This window comes from Adhaeribacter pallidiroseus (assembly GCF_003340495.1).
In the GTDB taxonomy this organism is placed as follows: Bacteria; Bacteroidota; Bacteroidia; order Cytophagales; family Hymenobacteraceae; genus Adhaeribacter; species Adhaeribacter pallidiroseus.
Map to the genome: position 1 here is coordinate 3,811,776 of NZ_QASA01000001.1, position 19,788 is coordinate 3,831,563.

General features: G+C 39.9%; 20 protein-coding genes. 13 read left to right on the plus strand and 7 right to left on the minus strand.

Annotated features, from left to right (window positions below; genetic code table 11):
* Positions 1 to 56: 56 nt before the first annotated feature.
* Positions 57 to 509, plus strand: coding sequence for a hypothetical protein (locus tag AHMF7616_RS15190; protein ID WP_147275693.1), 453 nt, complete (start codon positions 57 to 59; stop codon positions 507 to 509).
* A gap of 1,012 nt (positions 510 to 1,521) precedes the next feature.
* On the opposite strand, the gene AHMF7616_RS15195 is transcribed toward AHMF7616_RS15190, so the two are convergent.
* The 3 genes from AHMF7616_RS15195 to AHMF7616_RS15205 form a co-directional block, all read right to left on the minus strand.
* Positions 1,522 to 1,923, minus strand: coding sequence for a nuclease A inhibitor family protein (locus tag AHMF7616_RS15195; protein ID WP_158546181.1), 402 nt, complete (start codon positions 1,921 to 1,923; stop codon positions 1,522 to 1,524).
* A gap of 38 nt (positions 1,924 to 1,961) precedes the next feature.
* Positions 1,962 to 2,813 carry a DNA/RNA non-specific endonuclease gene (locus AHMF7616_RS15200; RefSeq protein WP_115373666.1) on the minus strand — a complete coding sequence of 284 codons (852 nt, stop codon included), beginning with the start codon at positions 2,811 to 2,813 and terminating at the stop codon, positions 1,962 to 1,964.
* A 195-nt stretch (positions 2,814 to 3,008) separates the two neighbouring features.
* Positions 3,009 to 3,923 (minus strand): NmrA family NAD(P)-binding protein, encoded by a 915-nt coding sequence (locus tag AHMF7616_RS15205; protein ID WP_233507587.1) that lies wholly within the window; start codon positions 3,921 to 3,923, stop codon positions 3,009 to 3,011.
* A gap of 481 nt (positions 3,924 to 4,404) precedes the next feature.
* On the opposite strand from AHMF7616_RS15205, the gene AHMF7616_RS15210 reads away from it, so the two are divergent.
* From AHMF7616_RS15210 to AHMF7616_RS26440, 4 genes are all read left to right on the plus strand, one after another.
* Positions 4,405 to 5,670, plus strand: coding sequence for an asparagine synthetase B (locus tag AHMF7616_RS15210; RefSeq protein ID WP_115373667.1), 1,266 nt, complete (start codon positions 4,405 to 4,407; stop codon positions 5,668 to 5,670).
* A 720-nt stretch (positions 5,671 to 6,390) separates the two neighbouring features.
* On the plus strand, positions 6,391 to 8,382 hold the full coding sequence (locus AHMF7616_RS15215) for a DUF3857 domain-containing protein (RefSeq protein WP_115373668.1): 1,992 nt from the start codon (positions 6,391 to 6,393) through the stop codon (positions 8,380 to 8,382).
* 93 nt (positions 8,383 to 8,475) lie between these two features.
* The gene (locus AHMF7616_RS15220; protein ID WP_115373669.1) at positions 8,476 to 8,871 is read left to right on the plus strand and encodes a hypothetical protein; all 396 of its coding nucleotides are present in this window, start codon (positions 8,476 to 8,478) and stop codon (positions 8,869 to 8,871) included.
* A complete protein-coding gene (locus AHMF7616_RS26440) occupies positions 8,844 to 8,981 on the plus strand; it encodes a hypothetical protein (protein WP_158546182.1) in 138 nt (45 codons plus the stop codon). Before AHMF7616_RS15220 ends, AHMF7616_RS26440 begins: the two co-directional genes overlap by 28 nt.
* A gap of 171 nt (positions 8,982 to 9,152) precedes the next feature.
* Here AHMF7616_RS26440 and AHMF7616_RS15225 read toward each other — a convergent pair whose 3' ends face one another.
* Both AHMF7616_RS15225 and AHMF7616_RS15230 read right to left on the minus strand, forming a co-directional pair.
* Positions 9,153 to 10,085, minus strand: coding sequence for a D-2-hydroxyacid dehydrogenase (locus AHMF7616_RS15225; RefSeq protein WP_115373670.1), 933 nt, complete (start codon positions 10,083 to 10,085; stop codon positions 9,153 to 9,155).
* 191 nt (positions 10,086 to 10,276) lie between these two features.
* Positions 10,277 to 10,534, minus strand: coding sequence for a hypothetical protein (locus AHMF7616_RS15230; RefSeq protein WP_115373671.1), 258 nt, complete (start codon positions 10,532 to 10,534; stop codon positions 10,277 to 10,279).
* A gap of 220 nt (positions 10,535 to 10,754) precedes the next feature.
* Between AHMF7616_RS15230 and AHMF7616_RS15235 the strand changes: the two genes are divergently transcribed.
* Positions 10,755 to 11,222, plus strand: a complete 468-nt coding sequence (locus AHMF7616_RS15235; RefSeq protein ID WP_115373672.1) for a MaoC family dehydratase — start codon at positions 10,755 to 10,757, stop codon at positions 11,220 to 11,222.
* 143 nt (positions 11,223 to 11,365) lie between these two features.
* Positions 11,366 to 11,659: a hypothetical protein gene (locus AHMF7616_RS15240; RefSeq protein WP_115373673.1), complete on the plus strand. Its 294-nt coding sequence runs from the start codon at positions 11,366 to 11,368 to the stop codon at positions 11,657 to 11,659.
* Positions 11,660 to 11,801: 142 nt separating this feature from the next.
* On the opposite strand, the gene AHMF7616_RS15245 is transcribed toward AHMF7616_RS15240, so the two are convergent.
* Complete coding sequence (locus tag AHMF7616_RS15245; protein WP_115373674.1) at positions 11,802 to 12,176, minus strand: cupin domain-containing protein; 375 nt, start codon at positions 12,174 to 12,176, stop codon at positions 11,802 to 11,804.
* Positions 12,177 to 12,549: 373 nt separating this feature from the next.
* Here AHMF7616_RS15245 and AHMF7616_RS15250 point away from each other — a divergent pair, with 373 nt between their 5' ends.
* From AHMF7616_RS15250 to AHMF7616_RS15260, 3 genes are all read left to right on the plus strand, one after another.
* Positions 12,550 to 12,939 carry a transporter substrate-binding domain-containing protein gene (locus AHMF7616_RS15250; RefSeq protein ID WP_115373675.1) on the plus strand — a complete coding sequence of 130 codons (390 nt, stop codon included), beginning with the start codon at positions 12,550 to 12,552 and terminating at the stop codon, positions 12,937 to 12,939.
* Positions 12,926 to 13,891, plus strand: a complete 966-nt coding sequence (locus AHMF7616_RS15255; protein WP_115373676.1) for a cation diffusion facilitator family transporter — start codon at positions 12,926 to 12,928, stop codon at positions 13,889 to 13,891. The genes AHMF7616_RS15250 and AHMF7616_RS15255 overlap by 14 nt, the downstream gene beginning before the upstream one ends.
* A 245-nt stretch (positions 13,892 to 14,136) precedes the next feature.
* Positions 14,137 to 14,784 (plus strand): 3-keto-disaccharide hydrolase, encoded by a 648-nt coding sequence (locus AHMF7616_RS15260; protein ID WP_115373677.1) that lies wholly within the window; start codon positions 14,137 to 14,139, stop codon positions 14,782 to 14,784.
* A gap of 422 nt (positions 14,785 to 15,206) precedes the next feature.
* Here AHMF7616_RS15260 and AHMF7616_RS26445 read toward each other — a convergent pair whose 3' ends face one another.
* Complete coding sequence (locus tag AHMF7616_RS26445; protein ID WP_158546183.1) at positions 15,207 to 15,374, minus strand: hypothetical protein; 168 nt, start codon at positions 15,372 to 15,374, stop codon at positions 15,207 to 15,209.
* 183 nt (positions 15,375 to 15,557) lie between these two features.
* Between AHMF7616_RS26445 and AHMF7616_RS15265 the strand changes: the two genes are divergently transcribed.
* From AHMF7616_RS15265 to AHMF7616_RS15275, 3 genes are all read left to right on the plus strand, one after another.
* Positions 15,558 to 16,085: a GNAT family N-acetyltransferase gene (locus AHMF7616_RS15265; RefSeq protein WP_115373678.1), complete on the plus strand. Its 528-nt coding sequence runs from the start codon at positions 15,558 to 15,560 to the stop codon at positions 16,083 to 16,085.
* A gap of 67 nt (positions 16,086 to 16,152) precedes the next feature.
* On the plus strand, positions 16,153 to 19,125 hold the full coding sequence (locus tag AHMF7616_RS15270) for a M1 family metallopeptidase (protein WP_115373679.1): 2,973 nt from the start codon (positions 16,153 to 16,155) through the stop codon (positions 19,123 to 19,125).
* Positions 19,125 to 19,712 carry an inorganic diphosphatase gene (locus AHMF7616_RS15275; protein ID WP_115373680.1) on the plus strand — a complete coding sequence of 196 codons (588 nt, stop codon included), beginning with the start codon at positions 19,125 to 19,127 and terminating at the stop codon, positions 19,710 to 19,712. Before AHMF7616_RS15270 ends, AHMF7616_RS15275 begins: the two co-directional genes overlap by 1 nt.
* Positions 19,713 to 19,788 lie beyond the last annotated feature (76 nt).

A 19,788-nucleotide genomic window follows, 5' to 3' on the forward strand; every position in this document is an offset into this window, starting at 1 on the left:
GCCGGTATTTAAATCTCGCAATAGGATTTATATTCACATTTACTTGTTACTATTATATGAAATTATTGTTCTGGGTGTTACTTTCATGCTGTTGTGCCTTGAGTTATGGCTATCATGAAAAGCAAGAAATCCCTAACCAACTAAATAGTTTACTTACCGGAAAATGGACGAGTAAACAAGTTCAGGTTCAATATATTGTAGATAGCCATTTAGTGCACGAAGAAAAACTCACCGTTGAAAAAGGCAAAGCCTATATTTTTGATAAAACATCGGTCAGGGTGGAATACCAGGGTGGAACTACGGCACTGGGGTCTTATAAGGTTATGCTGGAAGAAGAAAGAAAGAAAATAGCACTAGACTTACCCGGTAACAGCACTACTTATAGCTTGATTGCAATAACCCCCACCAGTATGGTTTGGCAAAAAGATTTAGAAGATACTTATTACTACGAAGGATTCACCCGCAAATCGGCGGAAAGAGCTATTTATACCGAAGAATTTGTCAGGTAAACAGCGTTTACCTTTTAGTAATATTTTAAGTTATTCTTTCAATGTTGTTTGTAGTAGTACTTGGGCTCTTTCACCAGAAATTCATAAAAAATTTATAATTTTCCGTTTTAACTAAATAGTTTATTTAGAAAAAGACTACGTAAATGTTGTTAATTTAGCACTATACGCCGCACTTTTAGAAAAGCTAATGGCATAACCGATCTGTTGTAAACATTTCTACATGATAGAAAGGTAATTCCTTCCAGAATGCGGCTTATTTCAATGCATTGAAAACCTCTCCAGAGCTTGCTTGCATTACATGTGATTATACCGTTATGATATTTAAAAACAAAGGTGACTAGCGCTTTATTCCAGCTATACTATTATTTTAAGAGTTATTTAAAAAATTCCTGAAATCTTGTAACTTACATTACGCTTCCGAATAAACAATTTTTACTTTGTAATCAATTTAAAAGAGGAAACCCGATACATCCAGAACTTCTTCTGGCTATTAGCGGGAATTTGATAAGTAAAAAATACCGGCGATTATAAAGGAGATACAAGACTTACCTATAAGTATGTTAAAAAATTACGATCTTCGCTTTTTATAATTTACATGCACTTGCCAAAGTATACATTAAAGAAAAAGGATAAGTAGTTATATGGAAATAGTGTACTGGTTTCTTATTTTTATTCCAATTGCCCTTTTTGCCACCGGGATTACAGCGGTTTATCTTTATAAATACTACGAACGCATTCCCAAAATCCCGCATAAACGGCGAAAGAAAAGACGTCGGAAACCCAAGCTAAACTGGGATGAATAATTTAAAATTAACAATAATCCTGCTTTTAATCCATAAGATGTTTTCTCCGCTACCTTTAAGCAGGTAACTTACTTCATAACCTAACCAAGTAAACCCACCAAATACAAAATAAGCAGTTCAGCCACTAACCTTATTATATCTAACCTGGGCCTTGTAATTTTGTCGAGTAACTTTATACTTTTATTTTTAAATTTTAACTTATTGGGTGTTCAGGTCTGGACAATAGTAGTCTGTAATCCTAGCAGTAGACCATTTGATGATTTTCCTAAGAGCAAGGCTGTAAGAATACGGCTACCAATCCGGTAAACTTTTGTATTTTGTAAGTGTTGCTCACAAAAGGCTTGTAAAATAACAATCTGCTTTGCAGTATTATCAACCAATGGTGTTTCGTTATTTAATGTGGTTACATGCCTGAAAAAAGAAGCCACATCCGTTACTTCTACCGGCCTTTTTGCGGCATTCCCGGTTAAAGCAACCAGCTCTTTCTCCGTTAAGATATCGGGTAAAGCTACCTCAAACTGTACTACTTCTAACGGATAATCTGCTTCGCTTTGATAACACAAGCCAGTTGTTAGCTCCTGAAGTTTAGCTTTTATTTCTTCTGACGACACCAAATGCCCGGTTTTTAAATTTCTAAATACGTTTGGTATTACTGAGTTGGCCCTTTATCTATTTGCGCTTCTAAAACCTGCTGAATCTGCTCCGGAACTGCCGAAAATAAGTTGTATCCAGTAGCCTGCTCGATAGCATCCACGGTAGTTCTATACAAGCCCCAATCTGCCTGCACGCCATTACTATTAGGAGTATCGATGGCAATAACCCGGGTATCTTGGGCAATCCGGTTAATATCATCATCACCGGCGGGTAGTATGAGTAAAACCTTCCATATTTGTTTCGGAACTTTTACCCGGCCTTCGCTAATACTAAGAGCTGGACCATTAGAACCAGTACCTCCCGAACCGTAATTACCCATAATAACATATACCTCCTGACCTTGATCTACTAAATCACGGGTATAATCTTCCAGGTTGGCCCAGGTATTTCGATTATTGTCCGGTGCCTGGGGGATCATGTTCGTCATCAGGAAAGTAGCTGAATTATCCATGATGCTTTTGGTTCTATCCGCTGAAGGACAATTATGGCCTCGATCAAATCCGCTGTTCGTATAGCTGCCCGGGCTTACCTGGTACCAGTCTCCGGGTAGGCTCTCGTCTGCCCGGAAATCATCTTGCCGGGGTGCAGTGCCGAACCACTCTTTACTTACATGCCAACTTACCCAATTAGGAATCCCTGCTTCCCGGTTATAGGAAAGCACATATTGCTGTTTCTCTATTAAGTAATTGTTAGAATTTAGAACATCTGTTACCGCATTACTAGGGTTACCCAAAGCCAGGTGTTCGCTGGTAGAGATAAACTTAGATTTTCGGGGAGCAACTGCGGTATCTTTACAACCAGTAATTACTAAAACAAAAAGGAAAATAGTTGTAAAGTGCCGGAACATACTTGAGAAATTATAATTTAAATCAAATATAGGCTGTTTATACAACCTGCAGGTTATTATACAACCAAAATTCCGGGCTAGATACTTTATCTGTTGCTGAGTGTTTATCTTCCGGACAATGACTTTGCTAAGAACAATTTTTTAAATTTTTTGATTATTGCTACCTAATTATGCCTAGTTATTGATAGGCATAATTTAAGAAGCCCGGGATGCCAACACTTCCTGCACGGTAGTCCATTGAATATGGGGATACCGGTTATTATCAAGTGGTTCTAATTTAGGCAGGCCGCTCAACATATTGCGTAAGTACTGCATGCCTTGCCACGGTGGAAAAACTTCCTGATTCTGAGGGGAAACAATGCGCGTAATTTTTATGAGAGTGTCCAGGGCTCCTAAACCACCCAGGCGTAGTAAACGAAAATGTTTGCCAGTAGCTTTACTAGCCGCTTCTTGCAACCCACGCGCACTGAGCACATTGCCGGCAATGCGCAGGAAACGAGGGGTGATAGCATCCAGGGCCGCGGCGGCGGTATACTCAGCAGTATTTTCAACGGTGGTAAAATCCAAGAGTTGGTCGGGGTTGCCCCAATACATTACTCGATTAACCGGAAACAAAACAAGCGGAGCCTGGCCCGTGAGCAAATCCGAGAACATGCCATTCAGGATAGAAGTAGCCGCAATGGGCGTAGCAGCTATTCGTTCGGCAAATTCCTGGCGCAGATCCAGGTTTCGGTTTGTTCCCCGCGGAAGCTTTGTAAAATCAATGGCGTAGTCCGAAGGAATAAAACGGGGAACACCTGCCGCAACAGCTGCTTGTAGCAAAGCAGTTTGCGTTTCAACCATTACTTCCCGGAGCCCCGACAAGGCAGAAACCACACATGTACCTCCCGCACAAGCTGTAGTTAATGCCGATGCACTAGCGAAATCTACCTCTAGCAGCAACATGCCTTGTTTTTGCAAAGCCTTTAATTTATCGTTGGTTTTTCCAGGGCGCACAAGGGCTCTCACAACAGCTCCTTGTTGCAGCAGAAAACGCGCGACGCGCCCTCCCAGATCTCCGGTTACCCCAGCCAGAATAATTGTATGGTTTGAATGAGTATTCTGATTCAAGCTTGTTTTTTTAATTTTTATTCCTGAACCATAACAGTACACCGCGTTAAAAGTTAAATAAAATGAGTTATTTAACTTTTAATTAGTTTGTCAAAATCATTATAAAAACATGGAATCAGCCGGTAAAAGCAAGTTTCAAAATTCGGTTTAAAGTTGTTTATAGGCTATAATTACAGAAACTTACCTAATTAACCCCGCTGTAGCGCCGACTTTAAGATTTTAAAATAAATTTTTCAGAGAAAATTATAGAAATATAAAACCAAACACACCAAGCGAAAACGTCCCTAAAACTTTCCTATTTTTTAAGTTTTACAGCAAACAAACAAGAAAATTTTTTAAATTTTATCTCTTTACAACAAGGCTATTCTTGAAGCTGGTTTCTACAACTTTAATATCTGTTTTTTGTAGCCACATTTACATCTAAGTTGTTTAAATTGCGTTATAAACACTTAGCAGTTACTACTTTAATAATCTGTCTGCTATGCTGAAACGTTTTACCCTTAGCTGTACTTTTTTCCTGATAGTGTTGTTTCCAACGTGGGCTACCCAGGTACTTGTGGCCATGGACAATACTCAAAAAGATCACCTAAAAGCTTACGGCGTGGTTTATTGGGTTTTACAACATCAGCAAACAGCAGATTGGTTGCTCAATTACCGGGGAGGCAGCTTTGCTTTTCCGCACACGCCAGCCATCGAGAACGAGCTGCGGGTTCGGGGCGTTACATACGAAGTAATTTCGGATGCGCAATATAACCAGATTCTAACGCAGATTGCGGCTCCGGATAGCAACATGGATGTAGTAAAATTAGAAAAAGCCCCACGGATTGCCATTTATTCCCCTAAAATAAAACAGCCTTGGGATGATGCCGTTACCCTGGTTTTAACCTACGCCGAAATACCGTACGATTTGCTTTTTGATGAAGAAGTACTGGAACAGAAATTATTAAAATACGATTGGCTGCACCTGCACCACGAAGATTTTACGGGACAGTACGGTAAATCGGCGCGGTGGCAACGGAGTCAGGAATGGTTCCGGGCTCAACAACAAGAATCTGAAGCATTAGCTAAAAAGTATAACTTTGCCAAAGTGCCGCAAATGAAACTAGCCGTAGTAAAAGATATTAAAGCTTTTGTGGCTGGTGGCGGATTTATGTTTGCGATGTGCTCGGCCACCGATACCTACGATATTGCCTTGGCTGCTAACGGCGTAGACATGGTTGATGCTTTATTTGACGGCGATGGCATAGACCCACAAGCGCAGCAAAAACTGGATTTTTCTAAAACTTTTGCTTTTAAAGATTTTACCATTATTTCCAGCCCTTACGACGGTGAATTTTCCAGTATTGATAACCAGCGCCGGGAACGTGATATTTACCAGGATAACGACTTTTTTTCATTATTTACTTTTTCGGCGAAATGGGACCCTATTCCTACTATGCTTACCCAAAATCACGAAAAAACCATTAAAGGCTTTATGGGCCAGACCACTGCTTTTAAAAAACAGTACATTAAGTCCGAAGTTATAATTATGGGCGAAACCAAAGCAGCTAACGAAGTGCGTTACATGCACGGCACCATTGCCAAAGGCACCTGGACGTTTTATGGCGGTCACGATCCCGAAGATTACCAGCACGTACCCGGCGAAGAACCTACCGATTTGGCTTTGCATCCTAACTCGCCCGGTTACCGCCTTATATTAAATAACATTCTCTTTCCGGCCGCTAAAAAGAAAAAACCTAAAACATAATTTTTCTCTTCAATCAAATTCCCAAGCTTCACTTCCAATAGTAAGAAAACATTAATCTGGCGCGAAGTTATGCTATTTTTTGCCGCAGGTATATGGTATTTATATGTTAGCTGCCTTTAAATTAAACTAGCATTTGCACGTTCTGGGTTTCTGATGAAAGCTGCTCTATTTTATATTAAAGTAATTCAAATACATTAATTATTGCTTCAGATTTATTCCGATACAATCACATCTAAGGGGCACCTTTCTGATTGTATACTTTCCTATTCTTCTTTTATATCCTAGCCGCACATTAAATAAATAAGGCACTTAATTTTCCTCCCATTAATATGGTGCAGCAAAAACATCCGGATCAAAACAATTAAATTTTAAGTTGGCAAACTATTCGGTACAGCAGTTATAGCTTCCAAATTTAAATTTAACCTGAATAATATATTAATGATCTAATATTAATTTTAAAAATAAATACGAATTTATAAAAGGGCACAACATGTGCTTCCTGTTGAATAATTTCACTATTACTTTTTTAAAACAAGTATAAAGTTTGCCTTTCATGCCCAATCTTATACTTTTTACTTAACACAGTAACTAACATTAATAAATACCTTAACCTAACACTGATTAGACTTTACTAATTATTTCTAGAAAACCTCTACAATTTAAAAAATTCACAAACGCTAACCTTCCATTACCAAGCTAATTCCAATATTTATAACAAATATGCATAAACAACTACTTCTTCTATTTTTTTGTACCATTCCGGTTTTGTTAAAAGCGCAGGATCATGGCTTTAAATTAGGCAATACCACTATCCAGGAGCTGCAAATGAATTCTTACCCCTTAGATACGGCTGCCCACGCGGTTGTACTGAATGAATTTGGGGATAGCTGGATTAGTGATGATGATGACTTAAACCTGAAACATGAATATAAAGTCCGGATAAAAATCCTGGATAAGCAAGGTTTAGACCAAGCGAACTTTGCCATTCCGGTGCGCAAATCGGGCGGAAAAACCGAAACAGTTTATCCCGTGGAAGGCGTTACGTTTAACCTGGAAAACGGACAAATAGTCCAAACTAAGTTTAACAGTAAAACTTACCTCGAAACAAAAAGCAAATATTACGATCTGGTAAAATTTACTTTACCCAATGTGAAAGTAGGCAGTGTTATCGAAATTAAATATCAGCTGCAATCGCCGTTTAAATTTAACTTCCGGCGGTGGGAGTTCCAGAGCGATATTCCTAAAATATATACGGAATACTGGGCAAAAATTCCGGGTAATTACACCTATAATATGACCTTAACCAGCTTTTATCCTTTAGTAAAAAGAGAAAGCGAAATTATCAAAGATTGCTTTAGCGTAGGTGGCGGCAAATCTGATTGTGCCCGTTATAAAAATGCCATGAAAGACGTGCCGGCCTTTGTGGAGGAAGATTACATGACTGCCCGGAGTAATTACCTGGCCGCCCTTAATTTTGAATTAGCCGAAGTACAAAGTTTTGATGGTACCCGCAACCGCTACACCAAAGAATGGCAAGATGCCGATCAGGAAATGCGCAGTGATTCTAAATTTGGCGTACAATTAAAGCGTGGCAAAGAAGTATTTAAAAATCATTTAGAATCACTGCTCAACAGCACACCCGATTCTTTACAAAGGGCTCAGGTAGTTTATAACTTCGTGAAAAATTGGTTCCGTTGGAATGAAGTTTACGGTTGTTTTAGCGAAATAGGCATTAAAAAAGCTTACGACGCTAAATCGGGCAACGTAGCCGATATTAACCTGGCGTTAACTGCTGCACTGCAATACGCAGGTCTGCCGGCTATTCCGGTTATATTATCTACCCGCGCGAATGGTTACCCTATTGAGGTGCATCCGGTAATCAGCGATTTTAATTACGTTATTGCGCAGGTAAAAATTAAAGATAAAGTTTATCAGTTAGATGCCACCGACCCTTTCCTGTCTTTTGGTATGTTGCCGGTACATTGCCTGAATGGCAAAGGCCGCGCTATACCAACCAAGGGTAACTCTTACTGGGCCGAGCTTAAACCCATTGATAAGCGCCGTCAAGTATCTTTATTAAACTTAACCTTGCAGCCTGATGGACATTTCACCGGAAATTTATCGTTAACTTCTTCGGGTTACGAAGCCTTGGAAGACCGCAAGCACATCACCTCGTACAACAACCAGGAAGAATATGTAAAAAAACTAAGCACCAAATGGCATGATACTAAAATTAATAATTATGCTATTCAAAACTTAGAAGAACTGGATAAACCAATTACCCAAACCATGAACATAGAAGTGGAAGGCTTTGATGGTTTAAATAAAAATCAATTACTACTGGATCCTTTTTTTATAGACCGATGGGAGAAAAATCCGTTTACCTCCGCCGAACGATTGTATCCCGTGGATTTGGGTACGGCCATAGAGCAGCTTTTTACCATTACCATTGATTACCCGCAGGATTTTGAAGCAGTGAGTTTACCTCAGGCGGTTGCCATAACCTTACCTAATAACGGTGGCAAATACCTTTTTCAAGCTTCTACGATTGGCAACCGGGTATCTTTGTCCAGTGTAATAACTTTAAATAAACCATTATACAGTCCCCAAGAATATCATTACTTAAAAGCCTTCTTCGGCAAAGTTGTTCAAACTTATCAGGAACAAATATTCTTTCAAAAGAAAGTTCTTAATACCTCTTCCTTGAAATAGTACCATTGAAATTTCAAAATCCTAGAACATTGGAAAAGTTATTGCAAGAAGCAGCTTACAAATTATAAACAATAAAATATTCTATCTCTTTTCATGAAAAAATTTTACCATACTTCTTTAACTGTATTACTAGCTTTTAGTCTATTAACCTTTTCGGGATGTGCTTCTATTGTAAGTAAAACAAGTTACGCCATACCCATTAACAGTAACCCGGTTGGCGCACGTATTACGGTAATGGATATGAAAGGTCGCATGGTGCATACGGCGGCTACTCCTACGGTAGCTCGTTTACGCTCCGGTGCTGGTTTTTTTAAAAAAGCAGGGTACATGGTTAAGTTTGAATTAGATGGTTACGAAACCCGTACCGTACCCGTACACTTTGATCTAAATGCTTGGTATTTCGGGAATGTAGTATTTGGGGGTTTTGTTGGTTTATTAGTTGTGGATCCACTCACGGGGCCATGTGGAAACTGGAAACGCATTATATAACTGAAACGCTGCAACCAAAAGTAGCCGCCACCTCTGAACCAACGTTGGAACTCCTGGATTACAATTCGCTACCGGATTCCATGAAACAGCATTTGGTACGTATTAAATAAGGTTTTTACCCCAAAACCGGTTTATCAGAATTTTCGGCAAGAAATTTGTCCTAATTAGGATGTTAGATTTTACTTCCTGTTTTTTTAACACCTACCAATTAATGCAAAAGGCGACTCACAAGAGTCGCCTTTTTAATTTGGCGCATTTTCTTTTTAGAATTCAGATTTAAATTAGTAGCCTTGCGCTAAATTTACCTGATCCGTAATCGGTTCTCCGTTGCGGAAAAGGGTAAAGTTTTTTAAAAATTGATTTATCTTTCCTGCTTCTTCGGCGAAATAACCGCCTCCTGTATGTTGGGTTAAAAGCACGTTTTCCATTTCCCAAAACGGACTGCTTGCGGGTAATGGTTCTTGTTCGGTAACATCCAGAACTGCACCGGCTAATTTACCAGCTTGCAATGCAACCAAAAGGGCCTGTTCATCAGTAGTACTGCCCCGGCCCACGCTTGCATACAAACTTCCGGGTTTCATGGCTTGTAAAAATTCTTCCTTAACAAATTTATCAGCGGCTCCGGGCAATGTATTAACTACTACGTCGGTGTAAGGTAAATTTTTTAGAATTTCTTCGAACGAATGAATATCGGCCTCCGGGTTCCGGCGAGCGGTAGTTTTTACTTCGCAGCCAAATCCTTTTAACATCTGTTTACACGCCATACCAATGGTACCGGCACCCAGCACCATTACTTTTTTAGTACCTAACAAATCCAATTGGGGACGTATTTGATTTCCGCGCCACTCTTTTGTTGTCTGGCGCTTAACTAATTCCGGAATACCGCGGTAAAAGGCCAGAATGCCCCCCACCATGGTTTCGGCACACGGACGGGCAAAAAAATCGCCCATGTTAGCTGTTAAGGCACTTACTTTTACATTTTGGTATTGATCGAAGCCAGCCGAATCTAACTGCCAGAATACGAGTTTAGGGGGTACTTGAGCAAACCAATCTACCGGTGGATTGCCCATAATTACTTCTGCCGCTTGAAAAGCTTTTTCTACTTCGGCGGGGGATAGTTCTGTTCTAAATACCAGATTGCACTCTGGCGGCAATTGTTGTCGTAAAATGTTTCGGTGGTTAGTATCTAGAGAAGTGTAAATAAATAAATTCATAGCTTTATAATTTTGGTTGACGCTCCTGCGCCAAGATTAGATATGAGCAGCTAATACTACAACTACTTACCGCAAAAGTAATGTAAGTTGTAATGCTTTAAACGCTAAAATTTTAAAACGGGAAAGTTAATTACCCAGAATAAATACGCCTGATGCATGAACCATTAAAGCAACCAAGACCTAACGGTTATTTAAATTTCTAAAAATTGCTGTACTTGCAAATTATCTAAATAGGGTTCCAGAATAGTAACTGGCTTAGCTGAACTTTTAAAAGTACCTACAATGGCTAAACCATCTTTCTCCCATTGCTCCACAAAATAATTATTTATCGCGTATAAGGTAATACTCCAGCCTTTATGGTTCCGGTGGGCTATAGCAGCACCCTGACGGGCTAAAAGTTCCACTTGGTCCCTTATCGGCAGTTGCTGAAACAAACTATATTCAGACATATTTTGGTAAATCTAAATTTATGGTTAACGGGTACTTAGTAAACCCATAATGCTTACATTCAGTTCTGTTTAAACTTATTTAGCCTTTATTCCGAACACGTTTTTGCCGGACTAATGCGAATTAATTTAATAAGATCTATCGGGCACTAATACTACTTTTTTAAAATTTTATGGTTTATTTAACTCATGTAAAACAACTAAAAAGCGCAAGAGACAACCTATGAGTTTATTAACGATAAGTAATTTCGAAGAATTTGAGCAGTACGCAGGAGCAGAATTAGGCGTTTCGGAGTACCATGTAATTACGCAGGAACAAATCTCACAATTTGCAGCGGCTACTCTGGACTACCAATGGATTCATTTGGATGTTGAAAGAGCCCAGCAAGAATCTCCTTTCGGGAATACCATTGCTCATGGGTACTTAACGGTATCGTTGTTGCCTTATTTATGGGGACAGATCATTTCGATCCAAAATTTAAAAATGCAGGTAAACTACGAAATTGAAAATCTGCGGTTTAGCCAAGCAGTGGTTGTAAATAACGCCGTTCGGTTACGGGCTAAACTTTTAAGTTTAAAAAACCTGCGGGGTATTGCCAAAGCCCAGATTGAAGTAGTTTTAGAAATTAAAGAGAATTCTAAACCTGCCTATACGGGCATTATTACCTTTTTATATCATTTTAATAAGTAAGCTTTTAGTCGGGATTTTAGGTTTATAGTTAAACCAAAAAGAATGCAATTAACCAGTTTATTTTAATTCGTTGAAAGAAATTTTAAACCATAGAACCTGTAATTCGTTTTTAGGCATGTAACACATATTTAAACTATAAAACTATGGACTCACAAGACTTAAAAAACAAAGCGCAAGATTTAAAAAACAAAGCAGATAACGTAAATCCAGAACATAAAGAAGGACCAATAGCCTCGGCTATCGAAAATTATACTTCTAAGTTACCTTCTGATTTATTTTTATGGGCAGCATTAGGCTCAATGGCTGTTTCTGCTACTTTAAAAATTATGAAAAAAGACGAAGAAGCATTATTTGTAGGCCAGTGGGCACCATCTTTCCTGCTTCTTGGGAACTACAATAAAATGATTAAACTAGCCGGTTACGAGAAAGACAAATAAGGCAAATTTTTAAAATTGGTTTAATTACATAAAAAAGAGGAAGTAGTTACTTCCTCTTTTTTATGGTAGAACGGTTGTAATGTCAAACGTTTAATACGCACAAAACAGATTCGATCTAATTTTGCTGTTGTAAAAAACTAGTTTATGCTTCTGCCTCCGTTGTAGTGGGGATAAAGTTTATTTCCTGACCAGCAGCAAACAACACGTAAGCCCTCTTCCAGGGATCATTACCCAGCAATCGCCATTTATGGCCTGAACCTGTGGTGTCCATGGCCAACAATACCTCACCCGGTTTTAAGAGAAAGGTTTGTCCCGAATAAGTTTCAAACTCTAAGATTCCCGATAAGCTTAGCACGTATTGGGTGGTAGGAGCGGTATGCCAATCATATTCGGCTGGAGCAGCCGTTTCCTTAAACCGAATCCCGGTAGCCTGGTTTATTTGGTTTTCGGTTACATGGCCTTCAGTTACGTGGGTATGGCCATCCGGCCCGGTATAAATTTTATAAGCTTTTATCATGCAGGTATTTTTCAATTAGTTCGGTACTAATTTCGCGTCGGGCACCGGTTAGCTTATTTAGTAAATTAAGCTTAAAAGGTTGGTAGGTTTATCTATTTTCTGTAATTATCTTTATAGATACTTCCAGTCTTTATAGATACTTCCAGGTTGCTGACTAGTTTTAGCAATTGCTTCAATTCTATTTCTTTTATCCACGAATTTTAAATTGCTTTTGCCAACAGGTGTCCTAAAAAATTTGTAACTAACGGCTCATCTGGTAAACTTTCTTTTTCTTAAAATTTAATATGCGTTTCTGGTTCTTGTTTATTCTTGTCGGGTGTGCCGCATCGGCCTGTAACAACTTTCCGCGCGATCCGGACAAAACCCTTGAAAAATAAAAAATAACACCTTATTAGTTGGTTACTCTGAAAACGCTCCGTGGGTAATTAAAACTAAAGCAAACCCCACCGGCTTGGAAGCTGATTTAATAGTAGAATTTGCTAAAACGCAGCAAGCTAAAATTATCTGGGTGAACGATACAGAACAAGATTTATTTGAAAAACTAGAAAATCGGGAATTACAACTGGTAATTGGCGGAATTACCGATAAAAACACTTGGAAAAGTAAAGTAAGTTTTACGCAGCCTTATCTAGAGTTTAATAAAGAAAAACATGTAATGGCCGTTTTAAAAGGGGAAAATGCTTTTGCCGTGGCTTTAGAAGAATTTTTATACCAACACAAATCAAACCTGCACACCCGCCTCTCCGCTTATGAAGCCCATTAAAAACTTTGAATTTCCCCCGGAATTGCAGCCCTTATATCGGAAAGCCAAACGTTTGGAATGGATTACCATTGTTTACTTAGCCATTACCATTGTCATTATGTTTCTGACCATGGGCAATTCGCAGGCTATGAAAACAGCCTGGTTCGAAGATGTATTAAGCCTCACTCCTTCTATTGCATTCCTGGTAGTATCCCGAATATTTTTAAAACCAGCTAACAAGGAATTTCCATACGGTTACCACAAAGTAGTTTCCATTGCCTATTTATGCAGCTCCTTAGCTTTATTTTCGGTAGGTTGCTTTCTAGTTATTGATTCGGCCACAACGCTCCTGAAAGCCGACCGACCCACTATTAGTACCATTGTTATTTTTGGCCAGCAAATCTGGCTTGGGTATGTTATGATTGCGGCCTTAATCTGGGGAACGGTACCAGCTATTTTCCTGGGAAGAGCGAAGCTACCGCTGGCCGAGAAACTGCACGAGAAAAATCTGCACACGGATGCCGAAATGCAAAAGGCCGATTGGATGACCGGGGTGGCGGCTATTTTGGGTATTGTGGGTATTGGCTTTGGTTTCTGGTGGGCCGATGCCGCGGCAGCTTCTTTAATTGCCGTGGATATAATTAAAGATGGTTTTAAAAATTTAAAACAAGCCTTATTTGATTTAATGGACCAAATACCCAAAACCGTAGATAACCAGAAAACCGATCCGTTGATCAAACACATTGAGGAATACTTAAAAGAAAAGGCCTGGATCAAAGAATCGGCCATCCGGTTGCGCGAAGATGGGCATATCTATTTTGGAGAAGCATTTGTGGTGCCGGTCGCAACCACCAATTTAACGGAACACATCGAAAAAACTAGTCAGGAAATTGAAAATATGCATTGGCATCTCCATGAATTTATCATTACTTTGGTAAGCCATTTACCTGCGCCGGCAGATGAGCAGGCTTAGCTAATCACTTTATCGTGTATCCAGAACGCTTTATATTGTTCAGGAAACGGAGGTTTTGTGTTTTAATCTAACTGCAGAAAATTCATTTTTTCTATGAAGAAGGCAGTTAATTAGCAAGTTGCAAACCTTGTTAAAACAAGATTTTTTAAAATTTTTCTTTTTTGTTTACGCAATGAAGTTTTTTTAAAACCCAACAGCAGCAATATAACCACTAAAAACTACTTACCACTTTTACAAGAAACCACATGAAAAAACAAATGAAGCTTTGGGTATTGGCCTTCTTATTTGTAGGCTGTACTTCCAGTATGAACAAAGGAACAAAAAACAGTAAAGATGGCTGGATTAGCCTGTTCGATGGCACGTCTTTAAACGGTTGGCGGGCCAGCGAAAATCCTAATACCTTTAGCGTAGAAAATGGGGCTATCGTGGTGCACGGTCCGCGGGCACACCTGTTCTACGAAGGTCCCGTACAAAACCACGAATTTAAAAATTTTGAATTTAAGGCCCAGGTCATGACTACTCCCGGCTCTAATTCGGGCATGTTTATTCATACGGCTTATCAGGAAACTGGCTGGCCGTCTAAAGGCTACGAAATTCAGGTAAATAATTCGCACACCGACTGGCGCCGGACCGGCAGTTTGTACGCGGTGCAAGACGTAAAAGAACAAATCGTAAAAGATAACGAATGGTACACCGAACAAATATCCGTTCAAGGAAAACACATCACCATTAAAATTAACGATAAAACTGTAGTGGATTATACCGAACCCGACAGCGTAGCTACCAAAAATATGGGCGGAAAAATGCTATCTAGTGGTACAGTAGCTCTTCAGGGTCATGATCCGGCAAGCAAGGTTTATTTTAAAGATGTTATGATTAAACCGTTGCCCTAAGGACGTTAATTTTAAAAAATTCTTTTTGAAACAAGACAAAAATTAAAAAACAGCTCAGCAAAGATAGCTAGCGAACAATGCTTTGCTTTGCCTATTTTGTTGTAACAGCAATTTTAATCAAAAAAGAGCGGCAAAATGGCGCTCTTTTTTGATTAAAATTTATATCTATACAATGCCCAGCAAACCTAACTTTCGTAATTTTTAAAGGCATTTCTCCGGTTAAAACCATCCCATACCCATATGATTTTACATCAGGAGAAATTAATTTTACTAATTTATGAACTCTTCCCCTACATCCTTCGGGTGCGTTAGCGTGCTAGTAAGCATCCTTTTATTCCATTAACTGTTGCCATAAACCAGTATTCAATCACCAAATTGCTGATTGATTCCCGAGGTACAGTGGGCGATGTGGAAGTTGAAGATTATAAGTTTTTAGCAATGCCATTGCCGTAGGATTTAGCCGTTGCTCCGTTAAAAAGGTTCGTGCGAATAGTTTCTGCGGCTGAAAAGCGCAAAGTCAGAATCCAGGCGTATACCCGTAAAATAAGCGCGATAAGTGAATTTAAATTATTTAAGGAGGAAGTTGTCATCGTAAATTGGTTGATTAGCCAAGCAGATTGAAGCAAGCCCTAATTAAAATTAAAAAACATTTACCACAATATTTCCCTAGCTAACATGTCAAATCAGGTTTAAATCTTAATCCGCGCTTTTTTAAAAACTAACGGGCGATTACCTGATTTAAGTTTGCTTATTCCTACTTATCAATCCAGTTTATGTTTCCGACTTTATACACTAACCGTTTACTACTCCGGCAAATAACACCCACCGATATTGATCAAGTTTTCAAAGGGTTGTCCCACCCGGAAGTTACGCAATATTACGGCGTATCGTACCAGACCTTAGCCGCTACCCAGGCCCAAATAAACTGGTATTATGCCCTGTATGCGCAACAAACCGGTATTTGGTGGGGCTTGTGCAAACCCGATAATTTAGAATTGTTCGGCGCCTGTGGTTTTAATAATCTATCGCGCCAACATAGTAAGGCTGAGTTAGGTTTCTGGCTTTTACCCGAATACTGGAATCAAGGAATTATGTACGAAGCGGTAGATGCCTGCATTCATTTTATATTCAACGAAGTTTGTGTGCACCGACTGGAAGCGTACGTAGAAACCCCCAATCTGGCTTCGGCGGCATTGCTTAACAAACTTCATTTTCAACAAGAAGGTACGTTTCGGGATTACGAATATAAAAACGGGCGATACATAAACCTGGCCCTTTACGCGCGTTTGGGCACCGATTAATTTTTTAAAACCAGGAAATACTTTTAGCAGAGCCTTATTTTACGACTCTAACTCGTATTTTAGCTGTATGATTAAAACTTTTATCGGGTTGGTTTTAGGGTTACTTCCCCTGAATCTATTAGCGCAGGCATATTGGCAACAAGAGGTAAATTATACGATACAGGTTACTCTCAACGATCAGCAACACACCCTTACGGCTACTGAAGAAATAGAGTATACCAACCATTCGCCGGACCAGCTTTCCTTTATTTATTTTCATTTATGGCCAAACGCTTACCAAAACAGGCAAACGGCTTTGGGTAAGCAACTGTTGCAACAGAATAAATCCGACTTTTTTTTCGCCGCACCGGATCAAAGAGGTTATATCACTGGTTTAGATTTTAAAATAAACGGCCAGCTGGTAAAAGTAGAGCCAGATCCTAAGCATTTGGATATTTGTAAACTTTTGCTTCCAGCTCCTCTCTTACCAAACCAAAGCATCACTATTACTACGCCTTTCACGGTAAAACTACCCAACTCTTTTTCCCGGCTCGGGCATTTGGGTCAGTCGTACCAGATTACGCAATGGTTTCCGAAACCAGCGGTCTACGACCGCCAAGGCTGGCACCCCATGCCTTACCTGAACCAGGGCGAATTTTACAGCGAATACGGCAAATTTGATGTTTCGATCACCTTGCCCGATAACTATATTATGGGCGCTACCGGAGTACTTCAAAATCCAGAAGAACAAGCCCGCATGGATTCTTTAGCTACGGCTACGGCTAATAAAACTACTTTCTCCACCGATTTATCTTTTCCGGCTTCGGTTAGCCGCACCAAAACCTTGCGTTTTGTACAAGATAACATTCATGATTTTGCCTGGTTTGCCGATAAGCGTTTTAACGTACTAAAAAGTGCGGTAATCCTGCCTCGTTCCGGTCAAACGGTAACTACCTGGCTCCTTTTTTTAAATAAAGATGCCGCTACCTGGGTAAATAGTCTAAAAGATATTAACCAGGCCGTAAAATACTACTCAGAGTGGGTGGGCGAATACCCTTATGCGCACGCTACCGCCGTAGATGGTGCTTTAAGTGCCGGTTCGGGTATGGAATACCCTATGGTTACCGTTACTGACCCGGAAGCTATTATTCATGAAGTGGGCCATAATTGGTTTTACGGAATTTTAGGCAGCAACGAGCGCGAGTATGCCTGGATGGATGAAGGCATTAATTCATATTACGAATTCCGGTTAAACGAGCTGGAAAATCCGGATTACAGTCAATTTGAACCAATCGTAAAAAATAAGAAAATCCGAAAAGTTTTTGGTTTAGAAAACATTCATGCCAATAATTTAAACTTACTCTTGTACCAAATGGTAGGTAGCCGCAGTTTAAGTCAGCCGGTACAATTGCCTGCCGCGGCTTATACCAATACTAACTACGGAGCCATTGTGTACCTGAAAACCGGCATGTTATTTAAATACCTGGCGGCTTACCTGGGTCAGGAAAAGTTTGATGGCGCCATGCACGCGTATTATCAAAAATGGCAGTTTCGCCACCCCTACCCCGCGGATTTGCAAACCGTGTTGGAGCAGGAAAGTGGCGAGAAATTAGATTGGTTTTTTAAAAACTTGATTCAAACAACTTCTCCGGTAGATGCCGCAATTAAAAATGTAACATCGATTAATAACCAATGGCAGGTTACCGTGCAAAACAAAGCTTCTTTCCCGTTTCCGGTGCCAGTTGCTGCTGTTGATGCGCAAGGTAACATTCTGGAACAACAATGGGTAGGTCCCTTGGTACACGACGAGCAGGTAATTTTTAAAAATGCAAATCAAGCCGTAAAAATTGTAATCGATCCGGACCAGGTACTACCCGAAATTAACCGCAGCAATAATCAAGTTAAGTTAAATCAACCTTTTCCGGCCCAAGAAAAACTCCGGTTACAGTTTCTGGCCGGCATCGAACAACCCGACCGGAAGCAACTGTATTACTTACCCGTAATAGGCGCGAACACCCAAGACAAGTTTATGCTGGGACTGGCTATTTACAACAGTTCTTTAATTCAGAAAAAAGTAAATTACGTGCTGATGCCGATGTACAGTTTTAATCAAAATCAATTAAATGGTACCGGAACCATCAACCTGAATATACTGCCCCGGAAAAATATGGGCAGTACCCTCTTTAGTTTTCAGGTGGCCCGATTTGAAAAATTTAAAAAATACGAACCTTCGCTTACTTTTAATCTTGCCAGAACCAGTGTGTATTCTCCGGACCAGCAATTGCGTTTCAGTTCTACCCACGTAAGTACTCCCATTCAACTGCCCCTGAATAATCCGGATGTTAATTTTGAATATAATTTTGCCTACACCATTCCGTCAGTTCAGTACCGCATCTCGTCGAAAAATGCTATAAAAAGAATTTCGGCCCAGGCCGTAATAGACGTTTTGGTAGTAAACCGGAACAGTACTACCGCCAGTACCCCCGTGCTCGGCAAATTGACGCTGGAATATGATCGGCAATACCGACCGGGTAAATGGTTGCAGTCCCGCTTTTTTGCAGGTAAATTTTTCGGCGATCGACCGGTGGGGTTGGGCTACGATCAATTTCGGTTAGGTTTAAGCGGTAGCCAGGATTACAAAAAAGAAACGATTTTCCTGGACCGGTCGCAACGTAGTTCTTCGCTAACTGCGTTTATACACCAAACCGACAACCAAGATGGTGCTTTTAAAAATTATCTGCCCGTGTACGCCGACCGGTGGCTTACTTCTGTAAACCTCCTAATGGATTTGCCCATTTCGCCATTAAGCTGGTACGGCGATGCTGGCTTGGCTTCAGTTTCGGCTAGTAGCATTCAAACCAAGTCTGGTAATAATTTTTATTACGGGATTGGTTTTGCAGTAAAAGGGGGCAAGTTATTGCAATTTTATTTTCCGGTAGTCGGCAGCAATTACCAAAACGGTCTGCCAACTAGTTTTAAAGATTTCACCCGTAATATCCGGTTTACCTTAAATGTATCAGCCTACAATCCCTTTCGGTTTCTTACCAACACTTTAAAGTAATGGCCCGTTCCTGTTTGCTTTACGGCTTAATAATAAGTATTCATGTATGTTTAGCAGGATGTAAAACCAATTACGACCGTTTACCGGCTTTTACCGATAGAAAATACCTGCAGGCAATAGTAGAAATACCAGCTGGTACCAATCAGGTAATTAAATACAACGCTAAAAAGCAGGAATTTGAGAATGTTACGGAACAAGCTATACGCTACTTGCCTTATCCGGGAAATTTTGGTTTTATACCGTCTACCAGAACGCCAGGTGAGCAAGCCGGCGATGAACAGCCTATTGATATCTTCGTCCTCGCGGAAAGTCAGCCCAGCGGTACAGTACTGGAAGTAGTACCTATTGGTATATTGTTTTTAGAACGCGATGGATTACCTGATCCTAAAATAATTGCGGTTCCCGCCAAGCCTACTCAGCAAATTATCGTGGCTGAAGATTATGCCACTTTCCTCAGAAAATATCCGGAAATAAAAGAGATCATTACGGAATGGTTCCGGCATGCTAATCCTAGCCAAAAAGTGCGCATAATAGGCTGGAAAAATGAAAAATTTGCCGAAGATTATATCCGGCGGCACCTCTTGTAATATTTAAATTTTGCTAATCTTTTTTCAGCTCCTTGGTAAATCCGTTTTTACCCATTAAAATAGCTTACACTTTCCC